Here is a 17,965-nt window from a genome sequence, read left to right as displayed (position 1 = left end):
ACCGGGTTGGGGCTGAACGACAAGAGCCGGATGAATCGAGAGGTTCACGTCCGGTTCTGTGAGAGCCTGAAGGGGAGGTTCCTTTGGGCGACTCGATCATAGAGGACGGAGAAGGGGGTAGCACGTAGAGCGGCCGCATGGCGCGGGCTGTGCAGATTAGAAGTCAGGTCGCTAAACCAGGTCTCTTTTTTTTCAGGGACGGAAGCGACTATAGACCTTCTTTAACAATACGGCAACAAGTCCGCCGCACCCAAGCCCACGGTCCGGTTGGCGGTAGAGGCAACGAAAGAGGATGCAAATAAATTTGTGCATTCGCTCATCAGGCAAGACACTGCCGCCTGATAATGAACACTCTTTCGCGACCCTTTATCCATATGAACAAAATCACATCCAGCGGCGGCAATCAAGCATTGGAAAAGCGCCCCTCATTGGCAGTCAGGGCCGTAAAAAACATAAAAATCTGTCTCGTCATCCTGCCGATAGTTTTCCTTGGTTGGGCTAGCTGTTCCTTGCTCTGCTGGCCGGTCCTGCTTGGTTTGCAAAAAATAACCGATACATTTTTTATCCCGTATCCAAGCGCTAGTTATCGCTCGATGAACTTGTTATCGCATATGGGCTTGCTGGATTTTCCACGCAGCTTTGTCGGTGCTTTCGGCGTGATTTTTCTGAACGCCCCGCTTGGGTTCCTGATTATGTTTTGGGGGATATTCTGCTTTTGCATCGCGTATAACATCGTTGAAGCTTGGCGCAAACTACCGAAGAGGAACAAAGCGCTTCGCAGCGCCAGGCAGCGCGAGTTATTGCTGCGGACGCTCAAGCAATTTGTCGTCGGCACAGGGGTTTTCTTTGTGCTTTGCATTCCTTTTTTACGAAGGTATGAAGTCATTACTGCCGACAGCATTTGCGTCAAGGAATTTTTTGATTGGCATGAGCAGGTGTACCCTTTGGCCTCTCTGCAGAGGATTCAAAGAGTGGTTACTGGCAAGGGACTAATCTCTTGGGATTTGCATTTTGCGGGCGGGCCGGTGTATTCAACTACCGCGCCGGATATGCAGGTCTTGGAGCAGCTGTTGTCGCGGCCGGGAGTGGCATCGAATGTCGAAGTTCGCGGCCATCAACTTTATTTGAGAAAGGAGTAATGCAATGCACACCCCATCTCCTGTCACAGTACACGTCAAGCGGCATTTCGCGGCATCCCCCGAGCGTGTGTTCGACGCTTGGCTGGATCCCGACAGCGCGGGCCAATGGTTGTTTGCGACGGTCTCCGGGCGGATGGTGCGGGTCGATATCGACGCTCGCATCGGCGGCAAATTCGTGTTCGTCGATTTGCGCGGCGACGAGGAAGTCGGGCATGCGGGCGAGTATCTCGCGATCGAACGGCCGCGGCATCTGGCGTTTACTTTCGTGGTCGACAAGTATTCGTCCGACAGTACCCGGGTGACGGTCGATATCGCGCCGGCGGAAGGCGGATGCGAGCTGAGCTTGTCCCATGAGGGCGTTTATCCGGATTATGCGAGCCGTACTGAAGCTGGCTGGAGGGGCATTCTTGATGGTCTTGCGACGACGCTGGGTGTGTAGCTGTAGTTGAATTCGTCGGTCTTGACGGACTCAGCTTTTCGCGCTGACTGTGACCGCAAAAAGTAGCTCACCGGGGTCAGAGTTTTTTTACGCAGGGTTATCGCGTAAATTACTCTGACCCCGCTGAGCGGATTACGGAGTGCATGCAGCTGCATTCGGTCGTAGTGTTGCTAATACGTTAGTTAATGGGGGACATAGTTTGGGAGGCACCGTAGCGTGCCGAATTACTGTGTCCCCTATTAACGGACTACGGAGCGCCGAGGGGTTGTTTTTATGTTTGCTGGTCTTGGCGCACTCAGCTTTTCGCCCTGACGGCGACTCATTTATTTTGCTTCGCCAAAATAAAGTAAGCAAACAAAAGGCGACCGCAAGCCACTGCCTTCCCTTCGGTCAGGTCCCCAAATGGGCCAACTGTCAGCCGGGTGGAAAGGCAAACTCGCTGCGCTCAAACATGCCTTCCCACAATTCCCGGCTGCCAGTCGTCCCATTTGGCAGCGTCCCAATGCGGAATTCGACGTCAAAATCAACTGCAACTGCAACTGCAACTGCAACTGCAACTGCAACTGCAACTGCAACTGCAACTGCAACTGCAACTGCAACTGCAACTGCAACGTCAACGTCAACGTCAACGTCAACGTCAACGTCAACGTCAACGTCAACGTCAACTGCCCCGGTGCCGCGAAACGATTTTGTAGTATCTCGAACGGCCTCCTACAACGCCGGCAAATCCATCGTCGGTTTGCTCGCCCTCAGCCAGCGCGGAAAGCCCTTGGCGGTCTTCAGCAGGCAATTGCGATAGCCTATCTCGCCGCTGATCAAACCGGCAAAGTCGTCGCTGACCTGTTGATGCAGGACCAGGTGGGAAAACGTCTGTTTTGGAAAGCGGAAGGCGAGCCTCGCCATCCATGTCGCTGCGCGCAGTTCGGGCAGGAGCTCGCGCCGCAGCAGCTGGCTGTAGCGGTCTGAATCGACGCGCAGGCCGTCTCGGGCGATGGCGTCGGCCGCCAGCGTTGCGCTCTTCAGCGCGAAATAAATGCCTTCGCCGAACAGCGCTTCGGCCAGGCCGGCGGCATCGCCGATTAGCCAGATCCGGCCGCGCTGGAACAGCTGGCGATGGTTGCGCAGCGGGATGATGTAGCCCTGGTAGGCGATCCGCGCAGGCTGTTGCAGGCAGGCGTAGTGCGCAATGAATTGGTCGAGGTGACGGCGCAACGCGGTGCCGCCGAACGGCGAATAGACGCCGACGTTGAAGTGGTCGCGCTTCGGGAAGATCCAGCCGTAGCCGCGCGGCATGCCGCCGAAATCGAACACGGCGCGGCGGCCGAAGCGTTCTAGCACGCCGTCGGCCGGGTGCAGCATGGCTTCCAGTGCCGGCACATAAGCCACTGCGTCCTTGCCGAAAATTTTGTTGCGCACGGTGCTGGCGGCGCCGTCGGCAGCCAGCAGCAGGCGGCAGCGCAGCAGGCCGCCGGTGGTGGCGACGCTGAGCGCATCGGCGCTCTCGGCGGCGTCGACAAATGCGGTCGCGGGAAAGAAGCGGGCGCCGTGGGCGCAGGCGCGCTCCAGCAGCAGGTGGTCGAATTCGTCGCGCAGCACGGTGCAGGCAGCCATCGGTTCGATATCCTTGATTACCGTGTCGCGGTTGCGGTAGGTCAAGATCGCGCCGGTTATCGGTTGCTGCAACACCGGTCCCAGATCGCAGCCTAGCAGGTTGACGGCTTTGCGCGACAGGCCGCCGCCGCATACTTTGTGGCGCGGGAAGGTTTCCTTGTCGATGATGGCGACCCGCAGGCCCTGGACGGCCAGCAGGTAGGCGAGATGCGCCCCGCCGGGGCCGGCGCCGACGATCAGCGCGTCGTAGATGTTGTTGCTATCAGAGGGCATGTGTTACCTCCGTTTTCGGCAGCTTGCAAGGTCGTCATGTCGGAAGACGCTGCGCTTTTCCGACCTACGGCAGCCTAGGTAGGGCGGATGAGCGAAGCGTTATCCGCCATTGAAGCACCCCGAAGCACTTTTACCGGCGCTCCCGACGCGTACTTCAGTGCTTGCTAAACCGCCGGTCCGGTCCGACCGCGGACAGGCTGGCGCTGACCTTGGGCTTCTTTGGCTTCTTTGGTTTTTTCAGTATCTGGCCGCGGCTGTCGGTTTGCGGCACCCGGTGTTCCGGCGCAAAGTCCGGTTCGTCGACTCTCTGCAAGGTTTGCCGGGTCAGGGTTTCAATCGCCGCCAACTGTTGCACCTCGTCGGCGCACACCAGCGAGATCGCCTCGCCGCTGGCGCCGGCACGGCCGGTGCGGCCGATCCGGTGGATGTAGTCCTCGGCCACGATCGGCAGGTCGAAGTTGACCACTTGCGGCAGATCGTCGATATCCAGCCCGCGCGCGGCGACGTCGGTCGCCACCAGCACCTGCACTTCAGCCGCCTTGAAGCGTTCCAGCGCCCGCAAGCGTGCCGGCTGCGGCTTGTCGCCGTGGATGGAGTCGGCGCTGACGCCTTGCGCCTGCAGGGTGTCGACCAGTTGCTCGACGCCTTTGCGGGTTTTGACGAAGACCAGCACCTGGCCCCAGCGTTTTTTCTTCAGCAGGTGGCTGAACAGTTCGGCCTTGCGTTTCTTGTCGACCGGGATCAGCCATTGCTTGACGCTCTTTACCGTGGTGTTGCGCGGGCTGATTTCTATGCTCAGCGGGTCCGCCAGCAGCGCCCCCGCCATGGCGCGGATAGGGTCGGAGAAGGTGGCGGAAAACAGCAAGGTCTGGCGCCGTTTGGGCAGCGCCGCGAACACCGCGTCCAGCTCGCGCGAGAAGCCGAGGTCCAGCATGCGGTCGGCTTCGTCCAGCACCAGGGTTTGCAGCTGATTGAACTTGAGCGCGTTCTGCCGATATAGATCCAGCAGGCGGCCGGGGGTGGCGACCAGCAGGTCGAGACCTTTGCGCAGCTTCATCATCTGCGGGTTGATGCTGACCCCGCCGTACGCCACTGCCATGCGCAAGGGCAGGTGGGCGCCGTATTGCCGAAAACTTTCGTGCACCTGCTCGGCCAGTTCGCGGGTCGGCACCAGCACCAGCACCCGTACCGAATTGCTGGCCACTTGCGGGCCTTCCATGGTCAGCCGTTGCAGCAGCGGCAGCGCAAAGCCGGCGGTTTTGCCGGTGCCGGTCTGGGCTGCGGCCATCAGGTCGCGGCCGGCCAGCACCGCGGGTATCGCCTGGGTCTGCACCGGCGTTGGGGTTTTGTAGCCGAGCGTGGTCAGGGCTTGCAGCAGAGGGTCGATCAGACCGAGGGAAGCGAAAGTCATGGAGATAGCCTGAATCTGGAAAAGCGAAAAATGGTGGAGGACGGCGGCGCTGCGTTGCGCTCAGCTGCGCTCAGTTACGGTTCATGATGCGCTCGCGGACGAAGCCGATATGTTCGCGCAGCACATAAAACTGGTCGGCAAACGCCAGCGGCATTTTCATGCGGTTGACCGCCTCTTCGATATGGTCGAGCCGCGTCAGCATCAGCTCTTGTTCTTCCTCCGATTGCGCGACCGCGCCGCGCTCCAGCGCGATCAATGCCCCGTACCAGCGATAGATGCGCGATTTGACGCGCCAGCCGTACAGCATGGGCACCATGCGGAATGCGGGAATCAGCAGCAGGATGATAGGCACCAGTATCACCAGGGTGCGGTCGATCAGGCTGGCCAGCCAGAACGGCATGGCGCGGTATAAAAAGCTTTTGCCCGACTTGTAATAGCGGGTGGCGTCGTCGCTGATGCGGAATTCGTGCGCCAGCGGCGCCGGAAATTCTCCCGCGCGTTGCAGCACGCTGGCTTTGCCGTTGACTTCTTTGGCGGCATCGATCAGCAAATCCGACAGCGCCGGATGCAGGTTGGTGCGCGCCACCAGCTCGGCGGTCGGGGCGATCAGGTGGATGTCATGGTCGGGGATGTTTTTGCCGATATCGAATACCCCCATCGGGATATCCAGCTCATGCAGATAAGTGAAGCGGCGGGTGTAGGCGCCGGCTTGCGAAAAATCGAGCAGACGGATGCCGGGCGTGCGCAGCAGCTTGCCCATGGTCGGCGGCGAGGCCGAATCGCCCATCAGGAAGGCGGCGTCGATCTTGCCGTCGGTCAGCGCCTGCGCAGCTTCGTCGCCGCTCATGTCGCGCAGTTCGGTCTTGCCGCCGGCTTCGATCCCGTTCGCTTTCAGCAGCGACAGCGCAAGCACCCGCGCCCCGCTTCCCGGCAGGCCGATGGCGACCCGTTTGCCATCCAGTTGCGACAGGCGGTCGATGGTCTTGGCGCCGCGATAAAAGACCGACACCGGGACATAAGAAATGCTTCCCAGCGACATCAGATTGTCGGTCTTCACGTCGGCCGCGACGCCGCCCTGGACAAATCCGATGTCGACGTTGGAAGCCGGGTCGTTCAATTTCCTGAGGTTGTCGAGCGAGCCTTCCGAAGTGACGATTTTCAGCTTGATGCCGTTGAGCGCCAATACCTTGCGGTACTTGTCGGCGGTGTTCCAGAAATTGCTGTGTTCGGGACCGGTGGTGATGGTGATGGTGTCGGGCGGCGCCGGATGGATAAACCAGATTGCCAGCCAGATCACGACCGCGCCAAGCAGCGCGATGGGACCGAAACTGACCGCGAGGTCGCGCCACGAAATCGCGACAACGCGCGCCTTGATGCTTTTTACCGGATGCTTGTGTGCCGGCTGTTGATTTGGAATGGCCATACGGCGCATTTTACCGTTGATGGCTTGGGCACCTCTAAAAACCTACTGCAGGGTTTGGCAGATTCGCCAATCTCGGGGCTGCGATGCTCACCGTACACTCGTACGGCTCCGCTTCTCGCCCCGACCTTGGGCCGCTCGCTACGGTTTTTAGAGGCGCCCTGGTGTTGTTGAGGCGACAAATGGGTTTGCTTCACTACTTCACTAGCGTTTTATCCTGCCGGATCAGCTCATAGGAATTCAGGCGTCCGATCGTGCGTTCGATCAGACAATATTTTCTGGCGTTTTCCCTTTCGATCGGCACGGTTTTGCCGTCGGCCAGGATCGAGCAGTCCAGCAGTATCGCTTTCTTCCACTCGGCAAAGTCGTCGGCAAGTTGTTGCTTGTCGGTGTCCGCCAATGATTGCGCGCTTGCATCATGCAAATCTGCTACCGCCTTGCTTTGCCGGTCCAGCTCGTCGCTCAGGCAGCTTGACTTAGCCTCATTGCTGGTTTTGGCGGCGGCATAGCAGGCTTTGAATTGCTTCGAAAAATCGTGGTTGCCTGGGGCCGCGATAGCCATCGCCGGGACAAAAAACATGACTGCAAGCAGGGGCGGAAAAGTGATTTTCATGACATCGCCTATTGGGGAATTTTAAAAATTCGGGTGATGATCCTAGTGTCCTGAATTACTAATTCGTTGAATAAATAAGCCGAGAATCGCCCCGATACGGCGTCACAAATGCGCGCAAGGCTCCAGCCTTGCTGTGCTTTGTTCCTTGTCTCGTGCCGATTTCGACATATTTAATTCTTCAACGAATTAACAACTCAGGACACTAAGCGGTAAGAATGGCATGAACCGGATTTCTATGCAGTACTTAGTTATTGGACGGATCGGGCAGCGCCGTCCTCATTGCCGGCACGGCTGCGGCATCGCGGCTATCCGTCAGTATTTTGGTTTGTACGATGTGGTCGCAGCGCAATTCGACGCTGTTGCCGGTGACCTTGGCCAGCAACAGGTTGCCGTCGAAAATCTGCGCTTCGGAGACGGTGAGCGTGCCGCGCCTGTCGTTGTTCAGCACGGCAAAACCGCCTTGCCGATAGCCTCCCGCCGCCAAGCTGACGAGCCGCCATGCATCGAGGCGTTTGGTGGAACACTCTGCGGCCGTTTTATTCACTGTCGCCGCAATGGTCGTGGCATTTTGTTGCGTCGGCATCGCGCGCGCGGGTGTGCCGGCTGGAAGCAGAGCTATGGGGGATTGCGGAGCCAGGTCGGGGGCGGTCAGATACACGATCAAGGCGATCAGTGCAAAGCCTGCGATGCCTATCGCCAGTGCAAATTTTTTCTCATTCATTGCTGCACCTTGTGCATGAGCCGGGGCCGTCGCTGGTGCGACAGGGCACCTCGAAAAACCGTAGCGAGCGGCTCAAGGTCGGGGCGAGAAGCACAGCTGTACGGAGGTACAGCGAGCATCGCAGCCGCGAGATTGAGCCGCGCAGTAGGGTTTTCGAGGTGCCCGCCCCGGCTCATGCGCTTACCAACGCAATACCGGCGGCCGCGTCAAGCCTTGCTGTCCTTCGGTGTAACCGACCATGGATTGCATGAAATTGCTGTCGCCATTCAATGTGATCTTCAAGTCGTACCAGCCGCCGCTGGTATTGAATTGCAGCGTGGCGGTTTGCCTCGGCGCCACCGTGACGGTCTGGGTGGTCGTGCTGCCGGTGGCGATCCGATCCAGTACCGTGAACACCGCCGTATTGGTGGTGCCGCTATTGTCGAACACGATACTGACCGGCTGCCCGGCGCCGTGGTTGGTCAGTTGCACCTGCGGTTGCGGCTGGCCTTGCCATGCGCTGGTGCTGAGATAGCCTTTGAAGCGCCGATAGAATTGATTCGGACCTATCATCTCCAGGTCGTAGTAACCGCCGCCGTAGCTGATCACATGCCAGTAGTCGCGCGCGGTGGCGTTGGCGGCCATCGTGTACATCCACGGATTGTCGCTGCGATAGTTGGCGACGTTGATTTGCAGCGGGGCCGGCTTGCCGGCGCCGTTGCTCCAGTTGGTCCACACCTGCTTGCCGGCGAAATCCTGGGTGAGCCAGCCGTTGAGCTGATACGGCTGCACCCGCAACGGCTTTTGGCCTACTTCGTAAGGAGGCATCACGGTGTTGGGTGCCGGCGGCGTCGGGCGCGGCAGGCTTTGCTGGGTGTTGGCTTGGGCTGCCAGCGCTGCGGCGTCGGGCAAGACCGGAAATGCGGCATTGCTGACCGAGAAATCGAAGCATGACGTCAGATCGCCGCAAATATCGCGCCGCCATTGGCTGATATTGGGGCAAGCGACGCCGGTCCATTTTTCCAGGAATTGTATGGTCGAGGTGTGATCGAAAACTTCGCTGGCGACCCAGCCGCCGCGGCTCCAGGGCGAGCAGACGATGGTCGGCACCCGTGGCCCCAAGCCGATCGGCACGCCGCTGACGAATTCGTCCGGGGTGCCGGACGGCGGCGTCGGCGTCGTCACGTGGTCGTAAAAACCGCCATTTTCATCATAGGTATAGATGAAGACCGTTTTTGCCCACACCGCAGGATTGGATGCCAGCGCCTGCAGATATTGATTCACATAATCGACGCCGACATTGGGCGAACCGCTGGGGTGCTCGGATTTCGCCGCCGGCGCCACCAGCCACGACACCGCCGGCAGCGTGTCTTGCATCACGTCGTTCTGGAAGTCGGCCAGCACCCGGGTCTGCACGCCGTTGATGTACAGCGGCGAGTCGGTCGGAAGATTTTGAAACTGGCTAAACCACGCCAGCGCATTGTCATCGTAATTGTCGACGTCCTGATAGGTGCGCCAGGTGATGCCCGCCGCCTGCAGCGCTTCCGGATAGGTTTGCCAGGTCAGCGAGCCGTAAGTAAAACCGTTGGTGGTGGCCGGGCCGCCATGTGTTCCTTGCGGATCGATCGTGCCGCTCATCAAATATAGCCGGTTCGGATTGGTCGAGGTCCGCGCCGAGCAAAAATAGTTGTCGCACAGGGTGAACGCATCCGCCAGCGCATAGTGATACGGGATGTCGTTGCGCGTCATGTAGGTATGCGCATTCATCCCTTTGTTCGGAATCCAGCGATCACTGCGGCCGTTGTTCCATGCTCCGGTGCCGGTATACAAATCATGCGGCACGTCCGACAGCCATTGCGCCGAGTTGGTGCTGGAGTTCAGGCGCCACGGCGTGTACAGGTTGCCGACGCTGTCGACTTGGCTGAAGACGTTGCGGTTGGTGCCCTGGATCATGGCAGCATGATCGTCGTTGAAGCCGCGTGCGCCCTTGATCGTGCCGAAATAATGATCGAACGACCGGTTTTCCTGGCACAGGATCACGACATGGGCAATCGAGCCCAGCGTGCCTTTGGCAGCCGGCGCGGCCAATGCTTGTTGAACTGCGGGAGGCAGCATGGATGCACCCATCGCTGCCATGGAGCTTTTAAGAAATTTCCTACGACTTGAGTGTGTCATATTAATTCCATAGAGCAAGAAAAGTCCGACTCTATACAGCTAATGTTACGCACCGATGACAGCCCACCTGTCAAAGTCTGCTGCAGCGAGTAGGGCGGATGAGCGCAGCGTTATCCGCCGATGGATGTACCACATGCGCTTGGTGCATCCGAGATGGCGGAAGACGCTACGCTTTTCCGCCCTACTTACCGAACGGATCAATTCGACTTGAGCATCCCGCACGACACAATTTCGCGGTTCGGCAAATCCCTTTTCTGGTAAGCCTCTAACGACGGATAACCGCTCGGCGCGACATGTGCGCGTCGCTGCATGCAGATGCCGAACCAGCCAAACCGGAATCAACCATGAAGCATCATGGCATGTTGACAATCAACAACTAATGTTAATAAATATCACTGTCGTTCTTGACAGGTGATTTGGTTATAGGCAACATGTTTTCTCCAGGGAACTTTTTAACTAAAAGCGCCACTAAGGCCGCTTAAAAAAATGCGTAGCTGGTAACACGGCTACGTAATCATTGTTTTTTATAAAACGGGGAGTAATACACACATGTTTACATTCAAAAATAAACAGCGCGGTCAAGGCATGACCGAGTACATCATTATCGTTGCACTGATCGCCGTCGCTGCGATTGCTGTTTATCAATTCTTCGGTCAGACCATCCGCAGTCAGACCGCCGGTATCGCCAAGGAAGTCGCAGGCCAATCCGGTTCCGCCGCAATCACCAATGCTCAAACCGCCGCCACCAGCGCCGAAAGCGAAGGCACCAAGAAAAAAGGTTTGGACAAATACACCAACGATAACTCTCGCTAAGACTTAGCCAGAACTATCGCGTACCAAGTACCATGCCACGCGCCAGCTTTCGCCGAAGCTGGCCAGCGTTCAAGGGGAGGCGATATCAGCAGGGCCAAGCGCTCATCTACGGGATTTTCGTCCTGGTAGGTGGCTTGGCCGCGCTTTTCTTCCTTTTTAACACCGGTCAGCTCTCCCGCGAAAAAACCAAGCTCGTCAATACCTCCGACGCTGTCGCTTACAGCGCCGGGGTGATGCACGCACGAGCGTTGAACTACCTCGCCTATACCAATCGGGCGATGGTGGCCAACGAGGTGACCATTGCGCAAATGGTCAGCCTTTCCTCGTGGGCGCAGTACACCAAGACCCACGCCGAGAGCACCGCGCAGCTCGGTTGCGAAACCCAGTATTCGGAGCCGGTCGCCAAGACGATGACCATGTATATCCCGGTCTGCTATGCGCTGTTCTACGCCAACCTGTACGGCACGGTGGACATGGTCAGCGAAGCAGTGCAGGCGGCGGCGCAAGCGATGGTGATTGCTTCGGACGCCGCCAAGGCGGTCTTGCAGGGGTCGCAGCTGGCGATGCTGGCGACCTTGCCGATCGCCCGGAGAGACGTGATGCAGCAGGTGGCCGACGCCAACTACCTGAACGACGGCACGGTCGAGGTGGATCCGCTGCCGCTGTTGGACACCTTCTTCGTGTTCGACGGCAAGCCGGTCATGCAGCGCTACGGCGGCGACCAGCGCGAGCGTTTTGCGCAAGTGACCAAGACTTCGGCCAATCTGGACAGTTTCATTCCGGTGCGTCATTGGCGTAGCAATGCACTGATTCCTACTTGTTTCGATCCGATGCCACACTTTGACTATGTCAATCGCGCGGGTGGCACCGAGCTGATCGGTTATGACGAATGGCGTGCGCTCGATACTGCTTCGATTTACCGCTATAGGCCGAAAGGTCGAGGGCCGTTCAAGAGATGCAGAACAGACGAGAACGCACTCGGCTACGGCAGGCAAAACGCCGCCGACGACAGCGCTTCCGGAGGCGGCGGCACGGTCACCAGCGGCCGGGAAAACTCGCAAGCGGCGTCGCGCGCTTCCAGCAACAACTGGAATTACACCGGTCTGCCCAGCTATTTCGATTTGTCGGACAAGGCGCTGGCCTACACGCCGGAGAATACCGACAAGAACAAGCAGGAGCCCAAGGTGCGCTTCGCGATTCGGCTGCGGCGCCAGTCCGACCAAACCGCGACCTCCGAGGGCCGCTCGCAAGTCGGGCCGTCGGCGCGCCTGAACAACTACCAGGGCGCGCCCGCCAAAGGCTATTACGCCAGCGTCTCCGCCTCGGAAGTGTTTTTCTCGCGGCCGGTGGCGCGGGCCGACGGCAAGACCGAACTGGGCAGCCTGTTCAACCCGTATTGGCAAGTGCACCTGATCGAAGTGCCGGACGAGGTCAAGGCTGCGGCCCAACTATTGCAAGGATCGGTTTTACCACCATGAACATCACCGCCACCCACATCGCGCACGGTCTTCTGGCCTGCCTGCTGACTGCCCCCGCACTGGCCGAGACCAGCCTGGAGCGCGACATCCTGAACGCGCCGATGCCGCATGAAACGAGCAAGGGCGGCAAGGAAGTCCTGGTCCACTACGGGCGTCTGCAAGGCGCTTTGCAGAACGATGCCGACAACGCCGCGCGGCTGGAACAGCTCAAGCGCGACGTCGCCAGCTGCGCCGCCACCAAGCGCGCAGCCGGCACGCCGGCCAATCCGCCGACCGAGTGGCCGCAGCATTTGAATGGATTCCGGGAAGATTTTTACGCCACCAAAAATGTCGCGATCACCTACGGCGCGGCCTGGGCATATGTGATGAACCCGGAAGATTGCAGCGTGGTCGACGGCCCGACCCTGGCCGCCAAATCCGCATCCAGGGCGCGCGCCATCTGGACCACCGCCACGCTCAAATCGTCCGCCGGCCTGTGCCAGATCGACCTGGTCGCCAAGACCGCGCGCGGCCAATGCGGGATGGAAGCCCATCGCAACGCCCGTGCTTCGCAAGCGCAAAATCCGGCCGATGTGGTGGCGCAAATGAAGCGCAACCCCAACATCCCCGCCAGCGTCATCGCGCAAATGCAGACCATGATGCCCGCCGCCTCCGGGCCGGCCAAGACTATCCTGGGCATCACCTGCCATCCGGAACAAATGCTGGGCGATACCCTGTGCGTCGCCAGCGGCGGCAGCTTTGCACCGGCCGCCAAACTCGTGCTGGAGCGCAGCTCGGCCAAGGGCATTTCGATGAGCGCCAAACAGGCCGCGCTCGATGCGCGGGTCGGCGAGAACGTGTTTGCGCCGCACCTGGCCGGCGGTTTCCGGATAACGGATCAAGGCAAGCCATGAAGGACGGGCGCCGCATAGCCGGGCCGGGACGGTTCCATTCGCAAGGCCAGGCCCTGACCGAATTCCTGGTGTTGTCGGCGGCATTGCTGCCGCTGTTCCTGCTGTTTCCGATGATCGCCAAATACCAGGACATCGCGCACAGCACCCAGATGGCCAGCCGCTATGTCGCCTTCGACGCCACGACGCGCACCGATGCGGCCGGCAACTCGACGCTGGCCGCGCAATTGGCGACCGACGTGGGACGGCGCTTCTTCAGTAATTCCGATGCCGCGATCAAGACCAACGACGCCGCCGGAGATTTCAAGGCCAACCAGAACCTGTTCTGGCGCGACCCGCAGGATGCCCCATTGATCAAGCATTTCAATAGCGACATCAATGTCAGCTTCGGCGTGGACAGAACTACCGACCCAGGCGGCGGCTACAGCGCCGCCAGCGACGGCAATCCGTTTTTGCTGAAGCATCAGCTGTCGTTGAAGGACCGCGGCATCTTCACCGGCAATGTCGCGGTGACCTTGGCCAACCTGCCGGGCGACCTGAAATTTTACAAGCCGTTCGATACGCTCAACCTGACCATGCAGCGCGGCACCAGCCTGTTGCTCGACGGCTGGGCCGGGCGCAATCCCGCCAACGTGCAGGACAAGCTGGACAACATTGTGATCTTCCCCGGCAAAGCGCTGGCGCCGCTCTCGGTCATCGTCGATCCGGTCGTGGCTGTGATCGAACTGCCGGGCGGCCTGAAAGGCCCCAAGCTGGGCCAGCTCGAATTCTGGCAAGACGTGGTGCCGCCGGACCGTTTGCGAGCGCCGCGATGAGCCGGCCGCTTTGGTGGCTGGCCGGCGCCGCCTGGCTGGCGCTGGCCGGGCCGACGGCGGCGCAGACCGCCTGGCCCAGCGTGGCGTTGCCGAAATCGGTCAGCGCCTTCGGCATCGGCGAGCAAATCACCGCCAACGGCTTGCCGATGCGGGTGCAGGGCTTCGTCTCGCAGGCCAAGCCGGCGGAACTGCTCGAGCAGTTCCGCCGCAGCCTGGGCCAGCCGCTGGTCGAAAACACGCTCGGCAACAAGCAGATCCTGGGGCGGGCGGAAGGACGCTACTACCTGACCGTGCAAATCGAAGCCGCGGGGCAGGGCAGCAAAGGCCTGGCGGCCGTGACCGATATGAAAGCGCTGGTCCAGGGTCAGGAAAAAGCGCAGGACAACACCGCGCGCTGGCTTAACCGCCTGCCATCTGGCTCAAGAATCATCAGCCAGATATCGTCGCGCGACGGCGACAAGCTCGATACGCAGATGGTGATCGTCAATGGCCACAGCGAAACGCTGAACGGCAACGCGCTCAAATCCATCATGCAAAACGACGGCATGGAGCTGGACCGCGAAGCGGCGCCGGACGACAAGGCGCTCAACCGCATCCCGGCGCGGCTGGCCAACAGCAAGACCCTGCTGTTCAAGGGAGCCGGCAAAGAAGCCGTCGCCACCATCGCGCGCGACGGCAACGGCAGCACGGCTATCGTGCTGAGCATAGTCACCCAGATGGAGCGTTACCGATGAACAGTCCTAACTCAGTCCGGCAAAGCGGCCAGGCATCGATCGAATACGCCGTGGTCTGCGCCGCCCTCGCTTTCGCGCTGGGCGTCGGCATGGTCGACAACAACAGCGTGCTGTGGCAACTGATCGAAGCCTTCAAGCTGGCCTACCAAAAATACAGTTATTCCCTTTCACTTCCGCTTTGACACAACGAGATTTTATGAAGCTTCCCCTCCCCAAAAAATTCAAGCCAGGCAAAACCTGGATCGTTCTCGGCGTGGCGCTGGGCATCGGCTTGCTGGCGGCGCTGGCCGCGCGCAGCTTCCTGTCCAACCAGATGGAAGCGATCGAAGCGCGCAGCAAAGGCGAAACCGTCAACGTCGTGGTCGCCAAGCGCGAACTGAAAAAAGGCGAGAGAATTTCTTCGGAAAATGTCGCGGTGCGGCCGATCCCGCTGCAATATGCGCACTCGCAAGCGATCATGCCGGATGCGTTCGACCGCGTCGACGGCCAGGCGCTGGCGTATCCGGTGAATGCCGGCGAGATGATTATCTGGGGTCTGATGGAAACCAAAAGAGCGCCGACTTTTTCGGCGCGGGTTGAAGCCGGGCATCGCGCCCTGACCGTCGCGGTGGACGAAATCAATTCGATCTCTGGCATGTTGGAACCGGGCGACATGGTCGACCTGATGGCGACCGTCGACAAGAAAGGCAAGAAGGTCACCTTCCCGCTGTTGCAAAGCATCCCGGTGATGGCGACCGGCCAGCGCTCGGTCGACGACCCCAAGAGCGGCGAGCGGCGCGAGTACTCCACCGTCACGCTGGAAACCACGCCGGAACAGGCGCAAAACATCATCGTCGCGCGCGAAGCCGGCAAACTCACCGCGCTGCTGCGCAATCCGCAGGACAAAAAACCGATCGGCAACAACAACGCCGACCTCGCCTCGCTGCTGGGTCTCGGCAATGACAAGCGCGAAGCTAGCGAGATCCAGGTGCCGGTGCTGTACGGCGGCGCCAGCAGCAAGCTGCCGGAGGATGGCCTGGTATTGAGCAAATACCAGAACGCCAATCCCGCTGCCGCGCCGGCTCCGGCCGCGGTCCTCAACAACGCCGGCGCCAAATAAGCGCACGCCATTCGAACGCATTTGAACCAAGCAACAAAAACATCCATGACAAGCAATCATCACCAACGCTCCACCTTCGCCGTCAAGCCGCTGCTGTTTTTGCTGGCGCTCGCCTTCTCCGGGATCAACCTCGCCGCGGTCGCTCAGACCGCGCCGTCCGCCAGTGCCGATAAAGAAAACGCCATGCCGCCGCGCAACGGCTACGCCGACACCTACCGCCCCAGCGCCAAACGCTCCGCCGCGGCCATGAACCAGCCGTATAACCCGATCAAGAAACCGGACGACCAAGCGCAGATTCCCGAGATCGAAATGTTCGTCGGCGAGTCGCGCGTGTTTCCGGCGCCCGGCGTCGCCCGCATCGCCGTCGGCAACGGCCAGATCATGAGCGCGGCCGCGCTCGACAACAAGGAAGTGATCCTGTTCGCCAATTCGGTCGGCACCTCGTCGCTGTTCATCTGGAACGAGGACGGCCGCTACCAGCGCGTCAAAATCAACATCGTGCCGGGCGACACCAGCCGCTTCGCGCGCGAGATCGCGGCGTTCCTGACAACGATACCCAACACCCGGGCATCCATCATCGGCGACAAGGTGATCGTCGAGGGCGACGACCTGACCGATGCCGACATCAAAAAAATCGACGACCTGGCCAAGCGCTATCCGCAAATCGTCAACTTCACCAACCAGATCGGCTGGGAACAGATGGTGCTGATGGATGTGAAAGTGGTGGAATTCCCGGTCACCGAATTGCGCGAACTGGGACTGAAATGGACCGCCACCGGCGGCGCCATTGTCGGCGGCATCTGGAGCCCGATCCGGCGCGGCTCGGACGGACCGTATCAAGCCACCATCCAAACCGGCCAGGACAACCAGCCGCCGATCACCGCTCCCGGCGGCAACGCCAGCACCGGCGTCAAGGTGCCGTCCGCGCTGAACGCGCTAAGCGCGGTCAACCTGGGACTCAACGCCCAGTTGAACCTGCTGGCGCAAAACGGCAAGGCCACGATGCTGTCCGAGCCGCAGCTGTCGGCGCGCAACGGCTCCAAAGCCAGCTTCCTGGTCGGCGGCGAATATCCGTACTCGGTGTCCAACATCAACGGCCTGACCGTCATGTTCAAACCGTACGGCATCAAGCTCGATATCGAACCGCGGGTGGATCGCAACGGTGTGATCCGCGCCAAGATCGAAAGCGAAGTCAGCAGCATCGACGGCTCGGTCATCACCGCCGCCGGTCCGGCCATCAGCACGCGCAAAACCAACACTGAATTCAATGTCCGGAACGGTGAAACGCTGGTCCTGTCCGGCCTGATTTCGCACAAGACCAGCAACAATGTCGACAAAGTCCCGTTCCTCGGCGACCTCCCCATCCTCGGCGCGCTGTTCCGCTCCAAGCGGTTCCAGAACGATGAAACCGAACTGGTGGTGTTCGTCACCCCGACCGTGGTCGACAGCCACTCGCAAGGCCTGGTCGACCGCGTCCAGCGCACCGGCCAGCGGCTGGAAGAGAACCTGGGCAAGAAGCCCTACCTGACCAATCCGCTGCAGCCCGGCGTCGATCCGGCCCGCACCGACCAGCCGTCGTCGGCGCCGCTGCGTCGTCCGGCTCCTGATAGCGGCAACGGCGATGCAAACGCCCAAGCAAGTGCGGTAGAACCGGCGCCCATCGTCAGTGCGCAGCCGGCCGCCATCAAACCGGCCGCCAGCGCCGCATTGCTGCCGTCCTCGCAAAATCCGCTGCAAGCCGGCGGCAGTTCGCTGCAAGTCAAGCAGGATGGCTTGATCGTGCATGCCGAACCCAACCAGCAAAGCCGGGCCCTGCTGCAGCTAGGACGCGGCTCCATCGTGCAGATGGGCGGCCTCGACCCGCAGCCGGCTGATTCTCCGCGCTGGCGCAACGTCGTGATCGGCGCCATCAACGGCTGGGTCGCCAGTGCCGCGGTGGAACCGTCGAAACTGCAACCGACGATCCGCCCCTATGCCGCCAGCACAATTGCCCGCCCCGACCAGCAGGGCAGCAGCATCGGCGCCGACAATCCGAACCTGAAGCCGGCTCCCGCCGCCGTCATCACGGCCAATGCCGGCGCGGCCGCGCCCAAGCGCTACCGGGTCACGCTGGATCAACTGGCGCTGCGTGCCAGCGCCGACGTCAACTCGCCGGTGATCCGGCAACTGGCAAGCGGCAGCATCGTCGAAGGCTTGCCGCAAGCGGCCAGCGCTTATTGGTCGCCGGTGCAGATCGACGGCAAGCGCGGCTGGGTTGCGACGCAATGGTTGTTGCCGCTGGCGGCGCAATAACAAAAGGGCACCTCGGAAAACCTACTGCGCGGCGCAATCTCGGGGCTGCGATGCTCACCGTAC

Annotated in this window: 16 protein-coding genes; 10 read left to right on the top strand and 6 right to left on the bottom strand. The window is 60.5% G+C overall.

The features are described from left to right. The first annotated feature begins 374 nt into the window (after window positions 1–374). A complete protein-coding gene (locus tag ACFPM8_RS16080) occupies window positions 375–1,139 on the top strand; it encodes a hypothetical protein (protein WP_378998810.1) in 765 nt (254 codons plus the stop codon). Window positions 1,140–1,143: 4 nt separating this feature from the next. Continuing rightward, window positions 1,144–1,578 (top strand): SRPBCC family protein, encoded by a 435-nt coding sequence (locus ACFPM8_RS16075; RefSeq protein WP_378998808.1) that lies wholly within the window; start codon window positions 1,144–1,146, stop codon window positions 1,576–1,578. 711 nt (window positions 1,579–2,289) lie between these two features. Here the strand turns inward: ACFPM8_RS16075 and ACFPM8_RS16070 are convergent. The 6 genes from ACFPM8_RS16070 to ACFPM8_RS16045 form a co-directional block, all read right to left on the bottom strand. Then, window positions 2,290–3,462 carry a geranylgeranyl reductase family protein gene (locus tag ACFPM8_RS16070; protein ID WP_378998807.1) on the bottom strand — a complete coding sequence of 391 codons (1,173 nt, stop codon included), beginning with the start codon at window positions 3,460–3,462 and terminating at the stop codon, window positions 2,290–2,292. A gap of 154 nt (window positions 3,463–3,616) precedes the next feature. Further along, window positions 3,617–4,873, bottom strand: a complete 1,257-nt coding sequence (locus ACFPM8_RS16065) for a DEAD/DEAH box helicase (protein ID WP_378998805.1) — start codon at window positions 4,871–4,873, stop codon at window positions 3,617–3,619. Between the two features lie 70 nt (window positions 4,874–4,943). Beyond that, window positions 4,944–6,296, bottom strand: a complete 1,353-nt coding sequence (locus ACFPM8_RS16060; RefSeq protein WP_378998803.1) for a TAXI family TRAP transporter solute-binding subunit — start codon at window positions 6,294–6,296, stop codon at window positions 4,944–4,946. Between the two features lie 193 nt (window positions 6,297–6,489). After that, entirely contained in the window at window positions 6,490–6,906 is a 417-nt protein-coding gene (locus ACFPM8_RS16055; protein ID WP_378998801.1) for a hypothetical protein, read from the bottom strand. A 244-nt stretch (window positions 6,907–7,150) separates the two neighbouring features. Then, entirely contained in the window at window positions 7,151–7,627 is a 477-nt protein-coding gene (locus tag ACFPM8_RS16050) for a hypothetical protein (RefSeq protein ID WP_378998800.1), read from the bottom strand. A gap of 180 nt (window positions 7,628–7,807) precedes the next feature. Next, the gene (locus ACFPM8_RS16045) at window positions 7,808–9,781 is read right to left on the bottom strand and encodes a phosphocholine-specific phospholipase C (RefSeq protein WP_378998798.1); all 1,974 of its coding nucleotides are present in this window, start codon (window positions 9,779–9,781) and stop codon (window positions 7,808–7,810) included. 549 nt (window positions 9,782–10,330) lie between these two features. On the opposite strand from ACFPM8_RS16045, the gene ACFPM8_RS16040 reads away from it, so the two are divergent. Genes ACFPM8_RS16040 through ACFPM8_RS16005 form a run of 8 tightly spaced genes read left to right on the top strand, consistent with a single transcriptional unit; the run spans window position 10,331 to window position 17,902 of the window. Then, complete coding sequence (locus tag ACFPM8_RS16040) at window positions 10,331–10,594, top strand: hypothetical protein (protein WP_378998796.1); 264 nt, start codon at window positions 10,331–10,333, stop codon at window positions 10,592–10,594. A gap of 32 nt (window positions 10,595–10,626) precedes the next feature. Continuing rightward, complete coding sequence (locus tag ACFPM8_RS16035; RefSeq protein ID WP_378998795.1) at window positions 10,627–12,072, top strand: pilus assembly protein TadG-related protein; 1,446 nt, start codon at window positions 10,627–10,629, stop codon at window positions 12,070–12,072. Next, window positions 12,069–12,965, top strand: coding sequence for a hypothetical protein (locus tag ACFPM8_RS16030; protein ID WP_378998793.1), 897 nt, complete (start codon window positions 12,069–12,071; stop codon window positions 12,963–12,965). The genes ACFPM8_RS16035 and ACFPM8_RS16030 overlap by 4 nt, the downstream gene beginning before the upstream one ends. After that, window positions 12,962–13,777: a hypothetical protein gene (locus ACFPM8_RS16025; protein WP_378998791.1), complete on the top strand. Its 816-nt coding sequence runs from the start codon at window positions 12,962–12,964 to the stop codon at window positions 13,775–13,777. The genes ACFPM8_RS16030 and ACFPM8_RS16025 overlap by 4 nt, the downstream gene beginning before the upstream one ends. Next, on the top strand, window positions 13,774–14,511 hold the full coding sequence (locus ACFPM8_RS16020; RefSeq protein WP_378998788.1) for a hypothetical protein: 738 nt from the start codon (window positions 13,774–13,776) through the stop codon (window positions 14,509–14,511). Before ACFPM8_RS16025 ends, ACFPM8_RS16020 begins: the two co-directional genes overlap by 4 nt. Next, window positions 14,508–14,693: a hypothetical protein gene (locus ACFPM8_RS16015; protein ID WP_378998786.1), complete on the top strand. Its 186-nt coding sequence runs from the start codon at window positions 14,508–14,510 to the stop codon at window positions 14,691–14,693. Before ACFPM8_RS16020 ends, ACFPM8_RS16015 begins: the two co-directional genes overlap by 4 nt. A gap of 14 nt (window positions 14,694–14,707) precedes the next feature. Beyond that, window positions 14,708–15,610, top strand: coding sequence for a Flp pilus assembly protein CpaB (gene cpaB, locus ACFPM8_RS16010; RefSeq protein WP_378998785.1), 903 nt, complete (start codon window positions 14,708–14,710; stop codon window positions 15,608–15,610). Window positions 15,611–15,655: 45 nt separating this feature from the next. After that, window positions 15,656–17,902: a pilus assembly protein N-terminal domain-containing protein gene (locus tag ACFPM8_RS16005; RefSeq protein ID WP_378998783.1), complete on the top strand. Its 2,247-nt coding sequence runs from the start codon at window positions 15,656–15,658 to the stop codon at window positions 17,900–17,902. The last annotated feature ends 63 nt before the right edge of the window (window positions 17,903–17,965 follow it).

This window comes from Paraherbaspirillum soli (assembly GCF_042654985.1).
Taxonomy (GTDB): domain Bacteria; phylum Pseudomonadota; class Gammaproteobacteria; order Burkholderiales; family Burkholderiaceae_D; genus Paraherbaspirillum; species Paraherbaspirillum soli.
This window is presented reverse-complemented; position numbering and strand designations above follow the sequence as displayed.

Coding starts and splice junctions, on each gene's coding strand:
- ACFPM8_RS16080 (WP_378998810.1), top strand. CDS start 375: ATGAACAAAATCACATCCAGCGGCGGCAATCAAGCATTGGAAAAGCGC.
- ACFPM8_RS16075 (WP_378998808.1), top strand. CDS start 1,144: ATGCACACCCCATCTCCTGTCACAGTACACGTCAAGCGGCATTTCGCG.
- ACFPM8_RS16070 (WP_378998807.1), bottom strand. CDS start 3,462: ATGCCCTCTGATAGCAACAACATCTACGACGCGCTGATCGTCGGCGCC.
- ACFPM8_RS16065 (WP_378998805.1), bottom strand. CDS start 4,873: ATGACTTTCGCTTCCCTCGGTCTGATCGACCCTCTGCTGCAAGCCCTG.
- ACFPM8_RS16060 (WP_378998803.1), bottom strand. CDS start 6,296: ATGGCCATTCCAAATCAACAGCCGGCACACAAGCATCCGGTAAAAAGC.
- ACFPM8_RS16055 (WP_378998801.1), bottom strand. CDS start 6,906: ATGAAAATCACTTTTCCGCCCCTGCTTGCAGTCATGTTTTTTGTCCCG.
- ACFPM8_RS16050 (WP_378998800.1), bottom strand. CDS start 7,627: ATGAATGAGAAAAAATTTGCACTGGCGATAGGCATCGCAGGCTTTGCA.
- ACFPM8_RS16045 (WP_378998798.1), bottom strand. CDS start 9,781: ATGACACACTCAAGTCGTAGGAAATTTCTTAAAAGCTCCATGGCAGCG.
- ACFPM8_RS16040 (WP_378998796.1), top strand. CDS start 10,331: ATGTTTACATTCAAAAATAAACAGCGCGGTCAAGGCATGACCGAGTAC.
- ACFPM8_RS16035 (WP_378998795.1), top strand. CDS start 10,627: ATGCCACGCGCCAGCTTTCGCCGAAGCTGGCCAGCGTTCAAGGGGAGG.
- ACFPM8_RS16030 (WP_378998793.1), top strand. CDS start 12,069: ATGAACATCACCGCCACCCACATCGCGCACGGTCTTCTGGCCTGCCTG.
- ACFPM8_RS16025 (WP_378998791.1), top strand. CDS start 12,962: ATGAAGGACGGGCGCCGCATAGCCGGGCCGGGACGGTTCCATTCGCAA.
- ACFPM8_RS16020 (WP_378998788.1), top strand. CDS start 13,774: ATGAGCCGGCCGCTTTGGTGGCTGGCCGGCGCCGCCTGGCTGGCGCTG.
- ACFPM8_RS16015 (WP_378998786.1), top strand. CDS start 14,508: ATGAACAGTCCTAACTCAGTCCGGCAAAGCGGCCAGGCATCGATCGAA.
- cpaB (WP_378998785.1), top strand. CDS start 14,708: ATGAAGCTTCCCCTCCCCAAAAAATTCAAGCCAGGCAAAACCTGGATC.
- ACFPM8_RS16005 (WP_378998783.1), top strand. CDS start 15,656: ATGACAAGCAATCATCACCAACGCTCCACCTTCGCCGTCAAGCCGCTG.